Genomic DNA, 19,028 nt, shown 5'->3' on the forward strand with positions numbered 1-19,028 from the left:
GCGTGCGTGACCGGACGACTGATGCTCCTCGACACCGCCTCGCTCTACTTCCGCGCCTACTTCGGCGTCCCGGACTCGGTGAAGGCGCCCGACGGCACACCGGTGAACGCCGTGCGCGGGCTGCTGGACTTCATCGACCGCCTGGTGAAGGACCACCGGCCGGACGAGCTGGTCGCCTGCATGGACGCGGACTGGCGGCCGGACTGGCGGGTGGAGCTGATCCCCTCCTACAAGGCGCACCGTGTCGCCGAGGAGCGCGCGGCCGGCCCGGACGAGGAGGAGATCCCGGACACCCTCTCGCCGCAGGTCCCCGTGATCGAGGCAGTGCTGGACGCGCTCGGCATCGCGCGCGTGGGGGTGGCGGGCTACGAGGCGGACGACGTGATCGGCACGTTCACCGCGCGGGCGAAGGGCCCGGTGGACATCGTCACCGGCGACCGCGACCTGTACCAGCTGGTGGACGACGCGCGCGGGGTGCGGGTGCTGTATCCGCTCAAGGGCGTCGGCACGCTCCAGCTCACGGACGAGGCGTGGCTGCGCGAAAAGTATGGGGTCGACGGCCGCGGGTACGCGGACCTCGCGCTGCTGCGCGGCGACCCGAGCGACGGCCTGCCGGGGGTGCCCGGCATCGGCGAGAAGACCGCGGCCAAGCTGCTGGCCGAGTTCGGCGACCTGGCCGGGATCATGGCGGCGGTCGACGACCCGGCGGCGAAGCTCACACCGTCGCAGCGCAAGCGGCTCGACGAGGCACGCGCGTACGTGGCCGTCGCGCCGAAGGTGGTCCGGGTCGCCGGCGACGTGCCGCTGCCGGAAGTGGAGGTCGCGCTTCCCCGTGGACCGCGAGAACCGGAGACACTGGAGGGACTGGCGCGGCGCTGGGGCCTCGGCGGCTCGTTGCAGCGGCTGCTGGTGACGCTCGGCGCGTGAGCATTGCTCTCGCCGGAAGGGCGCCCGAGGGGGTGCCCTCCCCGATGGCCGAAAGTCATGCTTTGCCAAAGAGGTGAATTCACCTCCGGGAACGGGGGGCCTCGCAGGGGGTGGGGTGCTAACTTAGGTAAACCTAACCATATTCAAATGGGAGGTCGTCATGGCAGAACGTCCGGCACGGAGTCCGCGGAAGCCCCATTCCGCCCAGGTCGTCCGTACCGAACGGCTCACCCCGCACATGCAGCGCGTCGTCCTCGGCGGCGCGGGCCTGGCGGAGTTCGACGCCGGGTCCTGCACCGACCACTATGTGAAACTGCTGTTCGACGCCGAGGGCGTGACGTACCCGGAGCCCTTCGACCTGGAGCGGATCCGGGGGGAGTTCCCGCGCGAGCACTGGCCCGTCACCAGGACGTACACCGTGCGTCACTGGGACGCAGAGCACCGCGAGCTGACCCTCGACTTCGTGCTCCACGGCGACGAGGGCCTCGCCGGTCCGTGGGCCGCCCGCGTCCAGCCGGGCGAGACGATCCACTTCCTGGGCCCCGGCGGCGCCTACGCCCCCGATCCGGCCGCCGACTGGCATCTGCTGGCCGGCGACGAGAGCGCCCTGCCCGCGATCGCGGCCTCGCTGGAGTCGCTGCCCGTCGGAGCCGTCGTCCACGCCTTCATCGAGGTGGCCGGCCCCGAGGAGGAGCAGAAGATCGACTCCGACGTCGAGGTCGTCTGGCTGCACCGCGGCGACCGGCCGGTCGGCGAGAAGCTCGTCGAGACCGTTCGGGCGCTCCAGTGGCCCGCGGGTCGTCTGCACGCCTTCGTCCACGGCGAGGCCGCGACCGTGAAGGACCTGCGCAAACTGCTGCGCGTCGAGCACGGGATCCCGCGCGAGGACCTCTCGATCTCCGGCTACTGGCGTCTCGGCCACAACGAGGACGGCTGGCAGGCCTCCAAGCGCGAGTGGAACGCCCGCGTGGAAGCCGAGCAGGAGACCGCGCCCCCGTCGGCGTGACCCCCGCCGCGTGACCCCCGCCCCGTCCGCACCCGGGGGCCCGCACCCGACCTGACGCTCGGGGGTGTGTCAGTCGCCCCGCACACGTGCGTGGAGGTGCATGTCGTGCCAGCCGTCCGCGTGCAGGACGGCGCTGCGCTTGGTGCCCTCCAGGGAGAAGCCCGACTTCGCGGCCACCCGGCAGGAGGCCTCGTTCGCGGTGGCGTGGAGGAGTTCCAGCCGGTGGAAGCCGATGTCGTCCAGGGCCCACCGGGAGAGCGTGGTCGTGGCGCGCGCCGCGACGCCCCGGCCACGGGACGCCGCCGTGGTCCAGTAGGCCACCTCGGCCACGCCGTCGCCCAGCACGATCTCGCGCAGCGCCACCCGCCCCAGCAGCACGTCGGTGTCCGCGTCCGCGACGGCCCACTGGGCGGTGCGCTCCTCGCGCCAGGCGCCCAGCCACTCCTCGATCCAGCCGGCGACCTCCTCCTCGGAGTCGGCGGCCCGGACGTACCACTGGTGCATCAGCGGATCCTGGAAGGCGGCGTGGACGGCGGGCGCGTCCCCGGGCCGCCACGGGCGCAGCACCAGCCCGTCGCCGGTGGGGAGCACGGGCTGCGGTATGCGGGAGAGCGTTCCGGCGGGCAGGGTCGGTCGGGTGAGAAAGGGCATGATCCGTATCCTGCCGACGGGTGGCGGCCGCTCCAACAAGTTTTCCCGCCGCCCCGGCACTCCTCGGCCGCCGTGCCCCTGACCCCGGCCGCCGTACCCTTGACCCCGATGAGACGCCGCACCCCTCCCCCGCCCTCGCCCCTCCCGCAGCGCGACGGGATCGACCCGGTCCGGGTCAGGCTGCCCGGCGTGAGCACGGGCACGGGCGAGGGCGAGAGCCGCTGGGCCACCGTGCGGGAGCATCTGCGGGAACGGTTCGGCGCCGCCCGGGCCGAGCTCGTCGACGGGATGTTCACGGCGGGGCTGATCGTCGGGGCCGACGGACGGCCGGTGGGCGCGGACGCGGCGTACGTGCCGGGGATGTTCGTGTGGTTCCACCGGGAGCCGCCCGTCGAGACGCCGGTGCCGTTCCCGCTGGTGATCGTGCACCGCGACGCGCACCTCGTCGTCGCCGACAAGCCGCACTTCCTGGCCACCACCCCGCGCGGCAGCCATGTCACCGAGACCGCGCTGGCGCGGCTGCGGCGCGAGCTGGGCATCCCGGCGCTCGGGGCCGCGCACCGGCTGGACCGGCTCACCGCCGGACTGGTGCTGTTCACCGTCCGCCCGGAGGAACGCGGCGCCTACCAGAGCCTGTTCCGCGACCGCCGCGTCCGGAAGGTGTACGAGGCCGTCGCCCCGTACGAACCGTCGCTCGCCCTGCCGGTCACCGTGCGCAGCCGGATCGTGAAGGAGCGCGGGACGCTGACCGCCCGCGAGGTGCCGGGCGAGCCGAACGCCGTCAGCCGCGTCGAGCTGATCGAGCACCGGGCCGGTGACGGCCTCGCCCGCTACCGGCTGACCCCGTTGACCGGGCAGACCCATCAACTGCGCGTCCACATGGCCTCGTTGGGTGTGCCTCTCCTCGGCGACCCGCTCTACCCCGAGGTGAACGACCCCGTGCCGGACGGCGACTTCCGGTGCCCGCTGCAACTGCTGGCGCGGGAGCTGGAGTTCACCGATCCGGTCACGGGAGCGGAACACCGGCTGCGGAGCGGACGGACGCTGGCCGCCTGGTCGTCGTACGACGACTGGAAGGGCTGAGCGGGCTCCGGCTCGGGTCAGGGGCTGAGGGGCTCGGGGTCAGCAGCCGTGCCACCAGGCCAGGAAGCGGCGCCAGGCGTTCGGCCGGCGGGCCGGCCGGGGAGCCGGCCGGGGAAGCGGGGTGGTGCGCGGTCCGCTCGCTCCGGGTGCGGTTTCCGCGGGGCTCGCCGAGCGGGCAACGGGCGGCGGGACGACCGTCATCGTCATGCCCCCGCCCGGGGGCCGCGCGGACGCGCCGTGCGACGGATGGGACATCACGTCCTGCTGCGGCTTCGGCTCGAAGTGGACCGGCAGCTCCGCCAGATGCCGTGACGCGATCGACGCCGTCCAGCGCAAGTCGTCCTCGTCGCAGTCCAGTTGGACGTCCGGCAGCCGCATCAGCAGCGCGTCGACGCCGACGTCGGCGATGGCGCGGCCGATGTCCTGGCCGGGGCACTCGTGCGGACCGCCGCCGAAGGCGAGGTGCGAGCGGTTGCCCTGCATGTTGGCGGAGAGGTCGGGGCGCACCCGCGGGTCGACGTTGCCCGGCGCGGGCGCGTACAGCAGGCCGTCGCCCTTGCGGATGCGCTGACCGCCCAACTCCGTGTCGTGCTTGGCGAAGTAGGCGAAGACGGTACTGAACGGCGGCTCGTCCCACAGGGATTGCTCGACCGCCTCCGGCACCGTCATCTGCCCGCCGTTGAGCCGGGCGACGAACCGCGGGTCGGTGAGGACCATGCGCAGCGCGTTGGACAGGAGGTTGACGGTGGCCTCGTAGGCGGCGAACAGCACCAGCCGCAGATGCTCCCTGACCTCGTCGTCGGTGAGTCCCGCCGGGTGGGTGACGAGGTGGCTGGCGAAGTCGTCCTCGGGCCGGGCGCGCCGCAGGGCGGTGAGCCGGCTCAGCGCCTCCATGACGTAGGTGTGACTGGCGATGGCCGTCTCGGTGCCCTTGAGCGCGTCGCGGGCCGCGTGGACCATCCGGTCGCTGTACTCCTCGGGCATGCCGAGGATGTGGCACATGACGGCCATCGGAAGGTGCTCGGCGAACTGGGTGACCAGCTCGGCCCGTCCCTTCTCGCAGAACTCGTTGACCAGCCGCTGGGAGGAGCGGTTGATGTACCGGCGCAGACTGCGGTCGTCGAGCGTCTTCATGGCCGTGGTGACCGCGCCGCGCAGCCGCTTGTGCTCGTCGCCCTCGGCGTGGGCGCAGATCGGCTGCCAGGCGATGTGCGGCATCAGCGGGTGGTCGGGCTTGACCATGCCTTCGAGGAGGGGCGTCCAGACGCGGCTGTCCCGGCTGAACTGCGAGGGGGTGCGCACCATGTGCAGGTTCTCGGCGTGGCCGAGGACCACCCACACCGGTACGTCGTCGTGGAGCAGGGCGGGCGCCACGGGGCCGTGCTTCTCCCGGAGCCGCTCGTAGAGCTCGCTCAGGTCCTCGGCGCCGGGGCCGTACAGCCGCTTCAGCCCTCCGGGGCCACCGCCGTGCGCGGGGCAGCCGGGGGGCGGATCGAGGTCGAGGTCCGGGGGGCCTGCCGTCGTGGGGTTCTCAGGCGTCACTTGGATCGCTCCGAAACTGGGGGATTCTGTGTCGGGGGCGGGGGCAGCCGAACGGGGGCGGCGAGACGGGGACTTCACGCGAAGGGCGAAGTCAGCGCAGGCTGCCGCTCAGTTGCAGGGACTGGAGGAAGCCCACCAGCGTCGTCAGCACGTCACGGCTGGAGGCCCGGCGCCGTACGTCGCACTCGACGATCGGCACCGCCGGCGGGAGGTCGAGGGCGACGCGCAGGTCCTCCACGGCGTAACGGGGGCCGTCGGGGAAGGTGTTGACGGCGACGACGAAGGGCACGCAGCGCTCCTCCAGCCGCCCCATCACCTCGTAACTGACCTCCAGGCGACGGGTGTCGACGAGGACGACCGCGCCGAGCGCGCCCTCGAACAGGCCGTCCCACAGGAACCAGAAGCGCTCCTGGCCGGGCGTGCCGAACAGGTACAGCACGACCTGGTCCGTGATGCGGATCCGGCCGAAGTCCATCGCCACGGTGGTGGCGGTCTTGGTGTCGGAGCCGTAGTCGTCGTCGACGCCGACGCCGGCCTGAGTCATGGTCTCCTCGGTGGTCAGCGGTTTGATCTCGCTGACCGAGCCGACCATGGTCGTCTTGCCGACGCCGAAGCCGCCCACGATGACGATCTTGGCCGCCGCCTGGGTGGAGTGCGGCAGACGGTCCTCGGCCCGTGGGCCGGGGATCACGTCAGAGCCGTTGAAGTCCATGCATCACCGCTTCGAGGAGGGAACGGTCGGGTAGCTGCTGCCGGACGATCGGGGCGCGCGCGTGCACGAGGTCGGCCGCCAGCATCTCGGTGAGGAGCACCGTCACCACGCTGAACGGGAGGCCGAGGTAGGCCGACACCTCGGCCACCGCCAGCGGCGCCCGGCACATCCGGAGCACCGACAGCTGCTCCGGGGTGGCGGAGGAGGGCGGTTCGGCGCGCGTCACGATCAGCGTGACGAGGTCGAGGGGCGCGCGCTCGCCGTCGCCGGCCGAGATGGTGTAGAGCCGCTCGACGTTCTTCTCCTCCTCCTCGTCGTCCTCCCGCGGCGGCTGGACGAGGAGTTCGGGAGGTTCCGGCAGGGGTTGTCGCCGTCGGCGCAGAGGAGGCGTCATACGCTCTGCTCGTTGCGGCGGGGCGGACTGGTCAGATGGGCGCCGATGCGGACCACGAGATCGCGCATCATGCCGCTCATCCGGCCCGGCTCGCAGCGCACGTCGGCGAGGACCGCGAGGTAGGCGTTGGCGCCGGCGGCCATCAGATAGAAGTAGCCGCCCTCCATCTCGATGACGACGAGGTTCATGTCGCCGTCGGTGGAGGGGATCTCCTGGGCGACGGCGCCGGCCAGGCTCTGGAGGCCCGCGCAGGCGGCGGCGACGCGGTCGGCCGCGTCGGGGTCGCCGGCGTAGCGGGCGAGGCGCAGGCCGTCGGCCGAGAGCACCACGATCATGTGGATGCCCGGGACGCCGCTGTAGAGCTCCTTGAGCATCCAGTCGAAGTTGGCGCGCTGCTGGATCACGTGAGGTCCCCCTCGTCGTCGGCCCGGGTCTCGGCCGGGGTCTCGGCCTTGTCCTCGATCAGGTGCAGATATGCGGTCGGGTTGCGGGTGAAGTCGGTCGGGTGGACGCCCGGGTTGTCCTTCTTGAGGCCCTCCCAGAAGGCCTCGAACGCCACTCCGGGCTCGGACCTCTTCTTCTCGGACCTGGCCTTGGCCGCGGCCTCCTCCTCGGCGCGGGCCGCCTGCGTCCAGACGTCCGGCGTGCCCTCACGCTCCAGGCGCTCGGACTCGGCCGCCTCGGCGTACCGCTGGGAGATCGGGATCTTCATCTTGCTGCGGCGCTGCGGAAGGCCCTTCTCCGTCCACTCGGTGATCTCGGGGACCTCGTCGTCGGTCAGCGAGACGCCGGCGGGGATGCGCGGGCTGGTGGGGCGGCGCTTCTTGGGCGGACGCTTGGGGCCCTCGACCGCGTCGTTGAGGGTCATCTCGGGCACGGCGGTGGCGCCGATGCCGTGCGCGAAGCCGGGGGCCGGGTCGGTGGTCATCATCTCGCTCGGCACCATGAGCACGGCGCGGACGCCGCCGTACGCCGACTTGCGCAGCGCCACGTCGAGGTGGAAGGAGGTGCAGAGACGACCGACGACCGCGAGACCCAGGCGCGGGTTGCCGCCCAGTTCCTGGATGTCGACGCCTTCCTTGGCCTCCTCGAGCATGCCTTCGACCCGGGCGCGGGACTCCTCGCTGAGGCTGACGCCGGCGTCCTCGATCTCGATGGCGATGCCGGTCTGCACCTCGACGGCGTTGACGTGCACCTTGCTCTGCGGGGGCGAGTAGCGGGTGGCGTTGTCGAGGAGTTCGGCGAGCGCGTGGATCAGCGGTTCGACGGACCGGCCGCGAATGTTGACCTTGGCGATGGAGTTCAGCTGGATGCGCCGGTACTCCAGGATCCGGGACATCGCGCCGCGCAGCACGCTGTACAGCGGCACCGGCCGGGGCCAGCTGCGGCCGGGCCGGCCGCCGCCGAGCACACCGATGGAGTCGGCGAGACGGCCGATCATCGCGTTGCCGTGGTCGATGCGCAGCAGGTCGTCGAAGACCTCGGGATTGCGGCCGTGGTCCTCCTCCATCTCCCGCAGCTCGTAGGCCTGTTGGTGGACGATGGCCTGCACGCGCCGGGCGATGCTGACGAACGAGCGCTGAGTGGACTCCCGTAGGGACTGCTCGTGGTCGACGGCCTCCAGGGACCGCTTGAGGAGGACCCTCTGCCCCTCGCCGAGATCACGGAAGGAGGGGTCCGTGGCGCCGAGGTGGCGGATCACCTCGTCGGGTGAGTTCCCGCCGCGCATCCACTTCACCGTGCGGGGCAGGTAGTTGTGCGCGATGCGCAGGTTCAGCTCGTCCTGGGCGAGGATCCGCCGCTCGAACTCCGCGACGCGGCGCTCCTGTTCGACGCGCAGCTCCCGCAGTCGCCTGCCGCGGCGTGCGGACTCGGCGCCGGCGGCGGTCACCAGGAGAGTGGCGAGGGTTCCGCAGACGCCGACGGCGGGCCGGGCCGATGCCGCCACCAGGGCGACGGCGGCACCGGTCGCCGCGGCCATCAGTATCGCGGGGAGCAACAGCACGCGGGCGTACGCCAGTCCACGGCGGCCGGGTGGGGCCTGAACACTCACCATAGGGGCACCCTCTGTAGGGATATGTCTGCATCTTCGGAATATTCGGGAACAAGCGCACGAATACACCTCAACTCGGTGCGCCGCGGGCGAGCTTAGTCCGACCGGATCAACGCCGCGTCGCATTCGGCAACCGCCTGAAACCACCCCGACACCTGGAGTAACGTCGGTCGATTCAAACCCACAGCACCCACTCGAACACAAGAAGTAATGAAGACCAGACAAACGAAAAGCCCCACCACAACGGGTGAGGCAGGGGCACAAAACAACTAACGTCACGACAACTACACCAGGGGCGCGGGGCGGAGCCGATATGCGGCTCCGCCGCGTGGGCGCGACCAGCCACAGCCTCCCCGCACCCGCCGACGAACAATCACCCCACAGACGAGTAGGCGACAACCCCCCGCAGCAACTGATCAACAGCCTTACGAGCAGCCCGCCCCACACCGGAGCCCTCCGCAGGAGAAGCCGCCGCGATCTGCCCCAGCACATCGATCACCTGCTTGCACCACCGCACGAAGTCCCCCGCCGGCATCTCCGCCTCGCGGAGCACCTCGTCGAGCCCCTTGCCCGAGGCCCACATGTACGCCGCCCAGGCGAAGCCGAGGTCGGGTTCGCGCTGGCCGACGCCCTCGGTCTGGCTGATCCGGAAGTCCTCCTCCAGAGCGTCCAGCCGGCCCCAGATCCGCACCATCTCGCCGAGCGAGGCCTTCGCCTTGCCGGAGGGCAGCTTCGGCGCCATCGCGTCGTCGCCGACCCGCGCCTCGAACACCAACGCCGACACGCACGCGGCGAGTTCGGCGGGCGCGAGCCCTTCCCAGACCCCGGCGCGCAGGCATTCGCTCGCCAGCAGGTCGAGTTCGCCGTAGAGCCGGGCGAGCCGCTTGCCGTGCTCGGTGACCTCGTCGCCGCGCAGGTAGTCCAGCTCGGTCAGCAGCGCCACGATCCGGTCGAAGGTGCGGGCGATGGTGTTGGTGCGCCCCTCGATGCGCCGCTCCAGCTGCGAGGTGTCGCGCAGCAGCCGGTGGTAGCGCTCGGCCCAGCGGGCGTGGTCCTCGCGCTCGTCGCAGCCGTGGCAGGGGTGGGCGCGCAGCGCCGTGCGCAGCCGGGCGATCTCCCGGTCGTCGGCGGCCTGGGACCGCTTCTTGCGGGCCCGCTCCGGCGGGATGTGCCCGGCCTTGCTGCGCAGCGCGGAGGCGAGGTCCCGACGGGACTGCGGCGAGCGCGGGTTGAACGTCTTCGGGATCCGCATCCGATCCAGCGCCTCGACCGGCACCGGGAAGTCCATCGAGGCCAGCCGCTTGACCTGCCGCTCCGCGGTCAGGACGAGCGGGCGCGGTCCGTCGTGGTGGTCGAAGCCGCGGTGGCCGTTGGCCCGCCCCGCGGGCAGCCCCGGGTCCAGCACCAGGGCGAGGCCCGCGTACTTGCCCGTCGGGACGTGGATGACGTCGCCCGGCTTGAGCCGCTCCAGCGCCACCGCCGCCTCGGCGCGCCGGTGGGCGGCGCCCTGCTTGGCCAGCTCGGTCTCGCGGTCCTTGAGTTCGCGGCGCAGTCGCGCGTACTCGTCGAAGTCGCCGAGGTGGCAGGTCATGGAGGCCTTGTAGCCCTCCAGGCCCTCCTCGTTGCGCTGCACCTGCCGGGAGATGCCGACGACCGACCGGTCGGCCTGGAACTGGGCGAACGACGTCTCCAGCAGCTCGCGCGAACGGTGCCGCCCGAACTGCTCGACCAGGTTGACCGCCATGTTGTACGACGGCTTGAAGCTGGAGCGCAGCGGATAGGTGCGGGTGCCGGCGAGGCCGGCGAGGTGGTCGGGGTTCATGCCGCGCTGCCACAGCACGACGGCGTGTCCCTCGACGTCGATGCCGCGCCGGCCCGCGCGGCCGGTCAGCTGGGTGTACTCGCCGGGGGTGATGTCGGCGTGCTGTTCGCCGTTCCACTTGACGAGCTTCTCCAGCACCACCGAGCGGGCGGGCATGTTGATGCCCAGCGCTAGGGTCTCGGTCGCGAAGACGGCCTTGACCAGGCCGCGGACGAACAGTTCCTCCACGACCTCCTTGAACGTCGGCAGCATGCCCGCGTGGTGGGCCGCTATGCCGCGCTCCAGGCCCTCCAGCCACTCGTAGTAGCCGAGGACGTGCAGATCCTCGTGGGGGATGGCGGCCGTGCGCTCCTCGACGAGGGCGCGGACCCGCTCACGGGCCTCGTCGTCGTTGAGCCGCAGCCCGGCGTACAGGCACTGCTGGACGGCGGCCTCGCAGGCGGCGCGGCTGAAGATGAACGTGATGGCGGGCAGCAGCCCCTCGGCGTCGAGCCGCTCGATCACCTCGGGCCGGCCCGGCGTCCACACCCGTGAGCGCTGCCGGCGGTCGCGTTCCCGGTCGGCCTCGCGCATCCGGCCGCGCCGACGCTCCTGGTACGAGGGCCGGCTCGCTTCCATGCGGGCCAGCCGCGTGAGGTCGGGGTTGACGGCCTTCCGTTGGCCCTCGCCCTCCTCGAACAGGTCGTACATCCGCCGTCCGGCCAGCACGTGCTGGAACAGCGGCACGGGTCGGTGCTCGGAGACGATCACCTCGGTGTCGCCGCGGACGGTGTCCAGCCAGTCGCCGAACTCCTCGGCGTTGGACACGGTCGCGGAGAGCGAGACCAGGGTGACCGACTCGGGGAGGTGGATGATCACTTCCTCCCACACCGCGCCCCGGAAGCGGTCGGAGAGGTAGTGCACCTCGTCCATCACCACGTAGCCGAGACCGAGGAGGGTCTGCGAACCGGCGTACAGCATGTTCCGCAGCACCTCGGTGGTCATCACGACCACCGGGGCGTCGGAGTTGACGCTGTTGTCGCCGGTGAGCAGGCCGACCTTCTCGGCGCCGTAGCGACGGCACAGGTCGGAGTACTTCTGGTTCGACAGCGCCTTGATGGGCGTCGTGTAGAAGCACTTCTTGCCCTGCTGGAGGGCGAGGTGGACGGCGAACTCGCCCACGATCGTCTTGCCCGAGCCGGTGGGGGCGGCCACCAGGACGCCCTTGCCCGCCTCGAGTGCCTGACACGCCTCGATCTGGAACGGGTCGAGACCGAAGTCGTACATCTCGCGGAAGGACGCGAGCGCGGTGGCCTGCTCGACAGCGCGCCTGCGCGCAGCCGCGTACCGCTCGGCCGGTGAGAGGTCCTCTGTCATCGTGCTTTCGAGCGTACCGGGCCCCACTGACAACAGGACGATCATTATCCGGATCCGCCCTCATCAAACATATGATCCGCGCAGGTCAGGCACCGGTGTGCGGGCGCAGCGGAAAGGCCGGACGGAATCCGTCCGGCCTTCGGGGCGTCTGGTGGGTCGGGTCAGGTGACGTCGTCGTAGCCGTTGACCCGTTCCCGGGACGTCTGCTCCGGGAGGGCGCGGGTCGCCGACACCTGCTCGATCTCGCCGATGTCCGCCGGGGTGAGGTCGAGCTCGGACGCCTCGTCGTCGGCGGGGCCCTCGGCCTCCCGGAGGCGCCTGCGGCGGTCGTTCAGCAGGGCGAAGCCCGTGGCGAGGAAGTACAGCGCGATGATCGGCGTGGCGAGCGAGAGCATCGAGACCGGGTCGACCGTCGGCGTGGCGAACGCGGCGAAGACGGTGACGCCCATGATCATGCCGCGCCACCAGCCCAGCATCCGGCTGCCGCGGACCATGCCGGTCATGTTGAGCATGACCAGCAGCAGCGGCAGCTCGAAGGAGAGACCGAAGACGATCACCATGCGGGTCACGAGGTCGAGCAGTTCGTCCAGCGGCAGAAGGTTGACCGCTCCCGACGGGGTGAACTCGAGCAGCACGACCGCGGCGGCGGGCAGCACGTGGTACGAGAACCACGCGCCCGCGAGGAAGAGCGGGACGCCGCTGGCCACGAAGCCGTAGGCGTACTTCCGCTCGTGCTTGTGCAGGCCGGGCGCGACGAACGCCCAGAGCTGGTAGAGCCAGACCGGGCTGGCGATCACGACGCCCGCCGTCAGCGATACCTTGATCATCAACGTGAACGGGCCCATGAGGCCCGACATCGTGATGTTGCCGCAGGCCCCCGTGCTCTGCTTGGCCAGCTCGGAGAACGGCGTCGCGCAGCCCACCGACTTCTGGATCGGCTCGGTGAGCAGGTCGATGATGTCCTGGTAGTAGACCGCGGCCGCGGCCGCCGCGATCACGATCGCCAGGACCGCCTTCCCGAGCCGGTTACGCAGCTCACGAAGGTGCTCCACGAGGGGCATCCGCCCCTCGGGGTCCTTCTCCTTCTTGCGGGCAGGCTTGAGCAACCCACGTTCCCATCTCGTGCGGCGGGCCGGAGGTCACCGGCCCTGCGTCAGCGCTTCGTGGTGTCCGTCGGCTCGTTGACCGGGCGCGAGCTGGTCACGTCGCCGGGAGCGGCCTGGATGGTGCGCTGCGAGGGGGTCTGCTCGCCGGGGTTGGGCGGGCCCGCCGGAGTGGCCGTGTTGCCGCTGCCTTCTTCCTTCATCGCCTTGGCCTCGCTCTTGAGGATGCGCGCGGACTTGCCGAGCGAGCGGGCCATGTCCGGAAGCTTCTTCGCGCCGAACAGCAGGATGATGACGACGAGGATGAGAATGATCTCGGGGGCGCCGAGCCTTCCGAACATAAGTCTTTACCTTCTCACCGAGGCGGCTGGGTGGGGGTGCTGTCCGATCGGTCGGACGTGTGTCCGAACGGTCGTGTCGACAGCGATCGTAACGCTCAGGGGTAAACGTGAGGCAATCCCCGTGCGTACTCCCGGTCAGCGGTCCTGGCCTCGTTTTCGGGACCGCGACCAGCAGCGTACCTGTCGGGACCGTCGCGACGGGAGGGCGAAGTGGCCCAAAACGCACGACGCCGGGGACTCACAGGAGCGGTCGGCCGCACTCACAGGCTGTCGACAGCGCGGGCCGCACTGAGGGACGCCCGCTCCAGCTCCCCGGCGGCCCTGTCGATACGGCGGGCGGAGTCCTCCACCTGCCGTCCCAGACGCTGCGCCTCCCGGAAGACCCGCGCCGCGAACACCGCGAGCACGGCGAGACCCAGGAACCCCACGGCTACCGCCAACATCGGCCAGAACATGTCGCCGAGCCTAGACCGTCCTACGCCGTGTGGAGCCGCAGGGTCCGCACGCCGCCGCCGGTGAGCAGCTCGACGATCCGCTCCCCGGCCGGCTTGCGCACGGCGGCCCCGCACTCGGGGCAGGTGAAGGAGTAGAAGGTGGTGCGGCTGGAGGCGCCGAGCACCAGACGCAGCGCGCCCGCGCCGAGCTCGAACCGGCCCCGGCAGTCGGGGCAGCCGGCCCTGAACACGACGGGGGCGACGCTTCTCATCCCCGCGAAGGCCGCGGCCACGGACACTCCCCGTACACCGGACACCGCAGACTCACTCACGACCGTCGCTCCCGCCCGTAGCTCATCCGGACCCCACACCGCCGCAAGCGCTCCCGGCGTCCGCCGCGCCGACGACCATCCGCGCGGTCCCGCCCGAGTCGCCTCCGGTGATTCCGTTCACCTGCCGCGCCTCGTCCGCCTGAGCCCCCTCGTACGCCGCCAGGGCCTCGCGGGCCGCGCGGCGGGCGCTGTCGGCGAGGGCCTCGGGGGACACGATCCGGCCGTCGCGGCCGAGGCGCAGGGCCAGGCGGCGCAGCGACGCCGGGTCGGGCGTGCGCAGAGTGATACGCAGGCCGCCGTCGGGAAGTTCATCGGCGCTGTCGTGGGGGTAGTACTCGGCGACCCAGCGACCGCCGGGGCCGACCTCGACCACGACCTCCGGGTCCTCGGCGGCCGGCTGCACCAGCGCCTCCGACAGGTCCCGCAGCTCGATCTCGGGCGGGGCGGACGGCTCGTCGAGGATGCGGATCTCGGCGACCCGGTCGAGACGGAACGTGCGGCGCGCCTCGGAGCGGCGGCACCAGGCCTCCACGTACGTGTGCCCGACGCTGACCAGGCGGATGGGGTCGATCTCGCGCTCGGTGAGCTCGTCCCGCGCGGGCGAGTAGTACCGGATCCACAGCCGGCGCCGCTCGGAGATCGCCCGGTCCACGTCGGCGAAGACGCCGCCCTCGGACTCGAAGGTGACCGAGAGCCGGGAGCTGGCGCCCGCCGCCTCGCCGGCCGCGGTCTCCACCTTCGCGGTGGCGCGCAGCAGCGCCTGGCGGTCGCCTTCGCGCAGTCCGGGCAGGGTCGCCACGGCCCGCGCGGCGACCAGCAGCGCGGTCGCCTCGTCGGCGGCCAGCCGGAGCGGCTCGGCGGCCTCCGCGCCGAGCGCCGCCGGGTTGTGCCACCAGATGCGCTCGCCGTCGGTGTCGATGTCCAGCAGATCGCCGCCCCGGAAGCTCGTGCCACACATGGGCAGCACGTCGAGGTCGGAGACCAGCTCGTCCTCGGTGATCCCGAAGGCGCGCGCCACGTCCTCGACGCGCGCGCCGGGGCGCTCGCGCAGATACGTCACCAGGGAGAGCATCCGCCGCGTCTGGTCGATGGCGTTCGCGGGCCTGACCGGTTTGCCTGCCACAGTTCTCTTCCGCTCCCCCTCAGCCCTTGGCCACGGCACGCAGCCGGTCCACCACGTCGGCCCGCAGCTCGGCGGGCTCCAGGACCACCACGTCCGGCCCGAACTCCACCAGCCACGCGTCCAGCCCGTGCCCGTACGGAATCTCCAACTCGTCCCAGCCGTCGCCGAGTTCCCGCACCGCCGTGGCCTTCGCCCGCAAGGGGTACCCGGCGTCGGCGCGCAGCCGGATCAGAGCGCTGCGGTCGGCGGTCTCCCCCGCCCAGCTCGCGACGGTCTCGCGGACGGTGACGACGTCGGGGACGGGCACGGTGAAGCGCCCGCCGCGCGAGCGCACCTTGCCGGTGATCCGGGACAGCCGGAAGACCCGCTCGGCGCCCCGGTCGCGGTCGAAGCCCGCCAGGTACCAGTGGCCGCGCCAGCACTCCAGCGCCCACGGCTCGACGTGCCGGGGCTCGGGGTGCGCGGCGGTGGCCTTGCGGTAGTCGAAGACGACCGGGCGGCGGTCGCGGCAGGCCAGCATCAGCGGCTCGAACGCGGCCTCGTGCACCGGGATGCGCGGCTCCAGCGCCCCGTGCGCCTCGTACGGGTCGACGTCCTCGGGGAGCCCCGCGGCGCGCAGCTTCTGGAGGGCACCACTGGCGGCGCCGGCGAGGCGGGCCTGCTGCCACACCTTGGCGGCCAGCCCCAGGGCGGCGGCCTCCTCGGCGTCGAGGGTGATGGGCGGCAGGCGGTTGCTGTCGCGTCGGGCGAGGTAGCCGATCTCGCCGTCGAGGCTCTCCACGGTCTCGATGACCAGGCCGAGCTCGCGCAGATCGTCCTTGTCCCGCTCGAACATCCGGTTGAAGGAGTCGTCGGCCCCCGCCGCACCGGCCTCCACGTAAGCCTCAATGGAGTCGCGCAGCTCGCGCTTGCTGAGCGGCCGCCGCGTCCCCAGCAGGCACAGCGCCAGGTTCATCAGCCGCTCGGCCTTGGCAATGGCCATCGACGCCCTTCGCCTTCCTTATGGTGCTTCTGACGGATGACCGTACCGCTCCGCGGTGTCCCGGCAAAAGCCGAGAGCCCATGCCCGGACAGGCATGGGCTCCAAGTGATCACGACCGGTCACACAATGATCAGTCGTGGCTTCACGTACGGCGATGCTTCACGTACGGCGATCAGACCCCGAGCAGGTCCACCACGAAGATCAGCGTCTCGCCCGGCTTGATCGCCGGCGTGGGGCTCTGGTCGCCGTAGGCGAGGTGGGCCGGAATCGTCAGCTGACGACGGCCGCCCACCTTCATGCCCTGCACACCCTGGTCCCAGCCCTTGATGACCCGGCCGCCGCCCAGCGGGAAGCGGAACGGCGTCCCGCGGTTCCAGCTGGCGTCGAACTCCTCGCCGGTGCTGAAGGACACGCCGACGTAGTGCACGGTGACGGTCTGGCCGGCCTGGGCCACCTCGCCGTCGCCCTCCCAGATCTCCTTGATCTCGAGGTCCTTCGGGGGCGCGCCCTCCGGGAAGTCGATCTCGGGCTTGTCGATGCTCACGTCTTACGCTCCTGCTGGTTCGCGGAAAGGCAACACCACAGTCTTACATCACGGCGGCGTCACATCTTCGCGAGGATGTCCACCGTGAACACCATCGTGGAGTCCTTCTTGATGCCGCTGTCCGCGGGCGGGTTGTCGCCGTAGCCGAGCTCCGGCGGGATCACGATGACGACGCGGCTGCCCACCTTCTTGCCGGTCAGACCCTGCGCCCAGCCCTTGACGACGTTCTGGAGCGGGAACGACGTCAGCGCGCCGCGCCCGTACGTCGAGTCGAACTCCTTGCCGGTGTCCCACAGCACGCCCTGGTACTGGACCAACAGGGTGTTCTCGGCCTTGACCTCCTCGCCGTCCCCCTCGATGACGTAGTTCGACACGAGCTTCTTCGGCGGGTCGGTCTTGGGCACGTCGACCGAGGGCGCCTTGCCGTCGGTGTTGGTGCCGACCTTGGGCAGGGCGGCGTCGGTCTGCGGGACGTCCTTGCCCTCGGCGGAGCTCTTCGCGTTGAACGTGGCCTGGAGGTCGACCACGAACACCAGCGTGTCGGTGCCCTTGATACCCGCCTGCGCGTTGCCCTCAGGGCCGTAACCCCAGGTCGGCGGGACGGAGAACTCCACCCGGCTGCCGGTCTTCTTGCCCGTCAGCGCGTACCGCCAGCCGTCGATGATGCTGCCCTGGGCGAGCTGGATCAGCAGCGGCGTCCCCCGGTCGTAGGAGTTGTCGAAGACCTTCGCCGTGTCCCAGATCTGGCCGAGGTAGTTGGCCTGGACATAGTCGTTCTCCGCGGCGGTCCTGCCGCCGCCCGCGATCACGGTCTTCACGGCGAGCTGGTCGGAGGGCTTGCCCGAGCCCTTGGCGACCGTCGGCTTCTCGTCGAACTTCGTGCCCGCGGTGATGGCCGGCAGCGGCCCGTCCACGATCTTCGGCGTGGCGGCCGCGGAAGGGGCCGACGCCGAGGGCGACGCGCTGCCGTCCGCCGTGCTCGACGAGTCGGACTTCTCGTCGCCGCATCCGGCGAGCGTGACCAGTCCTGCGGGTACGGCGGCGAGAATGAGTGAGCGTCGGCGCACGGTGGGGGCCTCGTAATCGGTCGATCTTACTGATGGCGTGCGCGCTACCTTACTGACGTTTGCGCGCCGATCCCGGTTCCGGCCCGGGACAGCGCCGCCGACACGCGAAAGGCGCCGTACGGGAAACGTACAGCGCCCTCCTCGCGTTCCGGCTCTTCCGCCGCGACGCGCTCGCTCACCTACCGGCGATCACATTCCGGCGATCAGCTTCTCCACCCGGTCGTCCACCGAACGGAACGGGTCCTTGCACAACACGGTGCGCTGCGCCTGGTCGTTGAGCTTGAGATGCACCCAGTCGACGGTGAAGTCCCGGCGCTGCTCCTGCGCCCGGCGGATGAAGTCGCCGCGCAGCCGGGCCCGAGTGGTCTGCGGCGGAACCGACTTGCCCTCGAAGATCTTCAAGTCGTTGCAGATCCGGGTGGCTTGACCCTTCTTCTCCAGCAGGTAGTACAGACCCCGACGACGGTGGATGTCGTGGTACGCGAGGTCTATCTGCGCCACCCGCGGATGCGACATGGTCATGTTGTGCTTGGCCCGGTACCGCTCGATGAGCTTGTACTTCATCACCCAGTCGATCTCGGTGCCGATGCGGTCGAGGTCCTCGGACTCGATGGAGTCCAGCGTGCGGCCCCACAGCTCCAGCACCTGCTCGACGGTGCCCGTGCGGATGCCGCGCCGCTCGCAGAAGTCCACGGCCTTCTCGTAGTACTCGCGCTGCACCTCCAGCGCCGAGGCCTCACGGCCGCTGGCCAGCCGCACCTTGCGCCGGCCGGTGATGTCATGGCTGACCTCTCGGATCGCCCGGATCGGGTTCTCCAGGGTCAGGTCCCGCATCACCGTGCCCGCCTCGATCATGCGCAGCACCAGGTCGGTCGCGCCGACCTTGAGCAGCATGGTCGTCTCGGACATGTTCGAGTCGCCCACGATGACGTGCAGCCGGCGGTAGCGCTCGGCGTCCGCGTGGGGCTCGTCGCGGGTGTTGATGATCGGCCGGGAACGGGTCGTCGCCGAGGAGACGCCCTCCCAGATGTGCTCGGCGCGCTGGCTGACGCAGTAGACGGCCCCGCGGGGCGTCTGGAGCACCTTGCCCGCCCCGCACAGCAGCTGCCGGGTCACCAGGAACGGGATGAGGATGTCCGCGAGCCGGGAGAACTCCCCGTGCCGGGCCACCAGGTAGTTCTCGTGGCAACCGTAGGAGTTGCCCGCCGAGTCGGTGTTGTTCTTGAAGAGGTAGACGTCGCCCGCGATTCCTTCCTCGTGCAGGCGTCGTTCCGCGTCCACCAGGAGTCCTTCTAGAATGCGCTCGCCGGCCTTGTCGTGGGTGACCAGTTCGGTCACGTTGTCACATTCCGGCGTCGCGTATTCCGGATGCGATCCCACGTCGAGATAGAGGCGGGCGCCGTTCCGCAGAAAGACATTGCTGCTTCGGCCCCATGACACGACACGGCGGAAGAGGTACCGCGCCACCTCGTCAGGCGACAGGCGGCGCTGTCCCCTGAACGTGCACGTGACGCCGTACTCGTTCTCCAGCCCGAAAATGCGGCGGTCCATGACTG

19 protein-coding genes are annotated in these 19,028 nt (G+C 71.0%); 3 read left to right on the forward strand and 16 right to left on the reverse strand.

Annotated elements, in window-relative coordinates:
• The first annotated feature begins 21 nt into the window (after positions 1 to 21).
• Both ACFYX4_RS20150 and ACFYX4_RS20155 read left to right on the forward strand, forming a co-directional pair.
• Positions 22 to 927: a 5'-3' exonuclease H3TH domain-containing protein gene (locus ACFYX4_RS20150; RefSeq protein WP_389335205.1), complete on the forward strand. Its 906-nt coding sequence runs from the start codon at positions 22 to 24 to the stop codon at positions 925 to 927.
• 160 nt (positions 928 to 1,087) lie between these two features.
• Positions 1,088 to 1,933, forward strand: a complete 846-nt coding sequence (locus ACFYX4_RS20155) for a siderophore-interacting protein (protein ID WP_389334652.1) — start codon at positions 1,088 to 1,090, stop codon at positions 1,931 to 1,933.
• 69 nt (positions 1,934 to 2,002) lie between these two features.
• Here the strand turns inward: ACFYX4_RS20155 and ACFYX4_RS20160 are convergent, their stop codons facing one another.
• Entirely contained in the window at positions 2,003 to 2,584 is a 582-nt protein-coding gene (locus tag ACFYX4_RS20160; RefSeq protein WP_389334655.1) for a GNAT family N-acetyltransferase, read from the reverse strand.
• A 108-nt stretch (positions 2,585 to 2,692) separates the two neighbouring features.
• Between ACFYX4_RS20160 and ACFYX4_RS20165 the strand changes: the two genes are divergently transcribed.
• Complete coding sequence (locus ACFYX4_RS20165; RefSeq protein ID WP_389334658.1) at positions 2,693 to 3,667, forward strand: RluA family pseudouridine synthase; 975 nt, start codon at positions 2,693 to 2,695, stop codon at positions 3,665 to 3,667.
• 39 nt (positions 3,668 to 3,706) lie between these two features.
• Here the strand turns inward: ACFYX4_RS20165 and ACFYX4_RS20170 are convergent, their stop codons facing one another.
• The 15 genes from ACFYX4_RS20170 to pafA all read right to left on the reverse strand — a co-directional run bounded on the left by ACFYX4_RS20170 (position 3,707) and on the right by pafA (position 19,023).
• A complete protein-coding gene (locus tag ACFYX4_RS20170; protein WP_389334661.1) occupies positions 3,707 to 5,209 on the reverse strand; it encodes a cytochrome P450 in 1,503 nt (500 codons plus the stop codon).
• A gap of 91 nt (positions 5,210 to 5,300) precedes the next feature.
• Positions 5,301 to 5,921 carry an ATP/GTP-binding protein gene (locus ACFYX4_RS20175; protein WP_389334664.1) on the reverse strand — a complete coding sequence of 207 codons (621 nt, stop codon included), beginning with the start codon at positions 5,919 to 5,921 and terminating at the stop codon, positions 5,301 to 5,303.
• Complete coding sequence (locus tag ACFYX4_RS20180) at positions 5,902 to 6,315, reverse strand: DUF742 domain-containing protein (protein ID WP_389334667.1); 414 nt, start codon at positions 6,313 to 6,315, stop codon at positions 5,902 to 5,904. The genes ACFYX4_RS20175 and ACFYX4_RS20180 overlap by 20 nt, the downstream gene beginning before the upstream one ends.
• Complete coding sequence (locus ACFYX4_RS20185; protein WP_389334670.1) at positions 6,312 to 6,719, reverse strand: roadblock/LC7 domain-containing protein; 408 nt, start codon at positions 6,717 to 6,719, stop codon at positions 6,312 to 6,314. Before ACFYX4_RS20185 ends, ACFYX4_RS20180 begins: the two co-directional genes overlap by 4 nt.
• The gene (locus ACFYX4_RS20190) at positions 6,716 to 8,371 is read right to left on the reverse strand and encodes an ATP-binding protein (RefSeq protein WP_389334673.1); all 1,656 of its coding nucleotides are present in this window, start codon (positions 8,369 to 8,371) and stop codon (positions 6,716 to 6,718) included. Before ACFYX4_RS20190 ends, ACFYX4_RS20185 begins: the two co-directional genes overlap by 4 nt.
• Before the next feature lie 370 nt (positions 8,372 to 8,741).
• On the reverse strand, positions 8,742 to 11,591 hold the full coding sequence (locus ACFYX4_RS20195) for a DEAD/DEAH box helicase (protein ID WP_389334676.1): 2,850 nt from the start codon (positions 11,589 to 11,591) through the stop codon (positions 8,742 to 8,744).
• 116 nt (positions 11,592 to 11,707) lie between these two features.
• Complete coding sequence (gene tatC, locus ACFYX4_RS20200; RefSeq protein WP_389334679.1) at positions 11,708 to 12,652, reverse strand: twin-arginine translocase subunit TatC; 945 nt, start codon at positions 12,650 to 12,652, stop codon at positions 11,708 to 11,710.
• Between the two features lie 47 nt (positions 12,653 to 12,699).
• On the reverse strand, positions 12,700 to 12,990 hold the full coding sequence (gene tatA / locus ACFYX4_RS20205) for a Sec-independent protein translocase subunit TatA (protein ID WP_389334682.1): 291 nt from the start codon (positions 12,988 to 12,990) through the stop codon (positions 12,700 to 12,702).
• Positions 12,991 to 13,250: 260 nt separating this feature from the next.
• Positions 13,251 to 13,445 carry a hypothetical protein gene (locus tag ACFYX4_RS20210; protein ID WP_389334685.1) on the reverse strand — a complete coding sequence of 65 codons (195 nt, stop codon included), beginning with the start codon at positions 13,443 to 13,445 and terminating at the stop codon, positions 13,251 to 13,253.
• 20 nt (positions 13,446 to 13,465) lie between these two features.
• On the reverse strand, positions 13,466 to 13,756 hold the full coding sequence (locus tag ACFYX4_RS20215; protein WP_389334688.1) for a hypothetical protein: 291 nt from the start codon (positions 13,754 to 13,756) through the stop codon (positions 13,466 to 13,468).
• A 22-nt stretch (positions 13,757 to 13,778) separates the two neighbouring features.
• The gene (locus tag ACFYX4_RS20220) at positions 13,779 to 14,879 is read right to left on the reverse strand and encodes a helix-turn-helix transcriptional regulator (protein ID WP_389334691.1); all 1,101 of its coding nucleotides are present in this window, start codon (positions 14,877 to 14,879) and stop codon (positions 13,779 to 13,781) included.
• 19 nt (positions 14,880 to 14,898) lie between these two features.
• Positions 14,899 to 15,861, reverse strand: a complete 963-nt coding sequence (locus tag ACFYX4_RS20225; RefSeq protein ID WP_389334694.1) for a helix-turn-helix transcriptional regulator — start codon at positions 15,859 to 15,861, stop codon at positions 14,899 to 14,901.
• Positions 15,862 to 16,033: 172 nt separating this feature from the next.
• Positions 16,034 to 16,405: an FKBP-type peptidyl-prolyl cis-trans isomerase gene (locus ACFYX4_RS20230; protein WP_389334697.1), complete on the reverse strand. Its 372-nt coding sequence runs from the start codon at positions 16,403 to 16,405 to the stop codon at positions 16,034 to 16,036.
• Positions 16,406 to 16,464: 59 nt separating this feature from the next.
• The gene (locus ACFYX4_RS20235; protein WP_389334700.1) at positions 16,465 to 17,472 is read right to left on the reverse strand and encodes an FKBP-type peptidyl-prolyl cis-trans isomerase; all 1,008 of its coding nucleotides are present in this window, start codon (positions 17,470 to 17,472) and stop codon (positions 16,465 to 16,467) included.
• A 189-nt stretch (positions 17,473 to 17,661) separates the two neighbouring features.
• Complete coding sequence (pafA, locus tag ACFYX4_RS20240; RefSeq protein WP_037670540.1) at positions 17,662 to 19,023, reverse strand: Pup--protein ligase; 1,362 nt, start codon at positions 19,021 to 19,023, stop codon at positions 17,662 to 17,664.
• Positions 19,024 to 19,028: the final 5 nt, after the last annotated feature.

Source organism: Streptomyces sp. NPDC002328 (assembly GCF_042890065.1).
In the GTDB taxonomy this organism is placed as follows: Bacteria; Actinomycetota; Actinomycetes; order Streptomycetales; family Streptomycetaceae; genus Streptomyces.

Bases quoted from the DNA above. Each gene is read 5' to 3' on its own strand.
- ACFYX4_RS20150 (WP_389335205.1), top strand. From the start codon at position 22: ATGCTCCTCGACACCGCCTCGCTCTACTTCCGCGCCTACTTCGGCGTC.
- ACFYX4_RS20155 (WP_389334652.1), top strand. From the start codon at position 1,088: ATGGCAGAACGTCCGGCACGGAGTCCGCGGAAGCCCCATTCCGCCCAG.
- ACFYX4_RS20160 (WP_389334655.1), bottom strand. From the start codon at position 2,584: ATGCCCTTTCTCACCCGACCGACCCTGCCCGCCGGAACGCTCTCCCGC.
- ACFYX4_RS20165 (WP_389334658.1), top strand. From the start codon at position 2,693: ATGAGACGCCGCACCCCTCCCCCGCCCTCGCCCCTCCCGCAGCGCGAC.
- ACFYX4_RS20175 (WP_389334664.1), bottom strand. From the start codon at position 5,921: ATGGACTTCAACGGCTCTGACGTGATCCCCGGCCCACGGGCCGAGGAC.
- ACFYX4_RS20180 (WP_389334667.1), bottom strand. From the start codon at position 6,315: ATGACGCCTCCTCTGCGCCGACGGCGACAACCCCTGCCGGAACCTCCC.
- ACFYX4_RS20190 (WP_389334673.1), bottom strand. From the start codon at position 8,371: ATGGTGAGTGTTCAGGCCCCACCCGGCCGCCGTGGACTGGCGTACGCC.
- ACFYX4_RS20195 (WP_389334676.1), bottom strand. From the start codon at position 11,591: ATGATCGTCCTGTTGTCAGTGGGGCCCGGTACGCTCGAAAGCACGATG.
- tatA (WP_389334682.1), bottom strand. From the start codon at position 12,990: ATGTTCGGAAGGCTCGGCGCCCCCGAGATCATTCTCATCCTCGTCGTC.
- ACFYX4_RS20210 (WP_389334685.1), bottom strand. From the start codon at position 13,445: ATGTTCTGGCCGATGTTGGCGGTAGCCGTGGGGTTCCTGGGTCTCGCC.
- ACFYX4_RS20225 (WP_389334694.1), bottom strand. From the start codon at position 15,861: ATGGCCATTGCCAAGGCCGAGCGGCTGATGAACCTGGCGCTGTGCCTG.
- pafA (WP_037670540.1), bottom strand. From the start codon at position 19,023: ATGGACCGCCGCATTTTCGGGCTGGAGAACGAGTACGGCGTCACGTGC.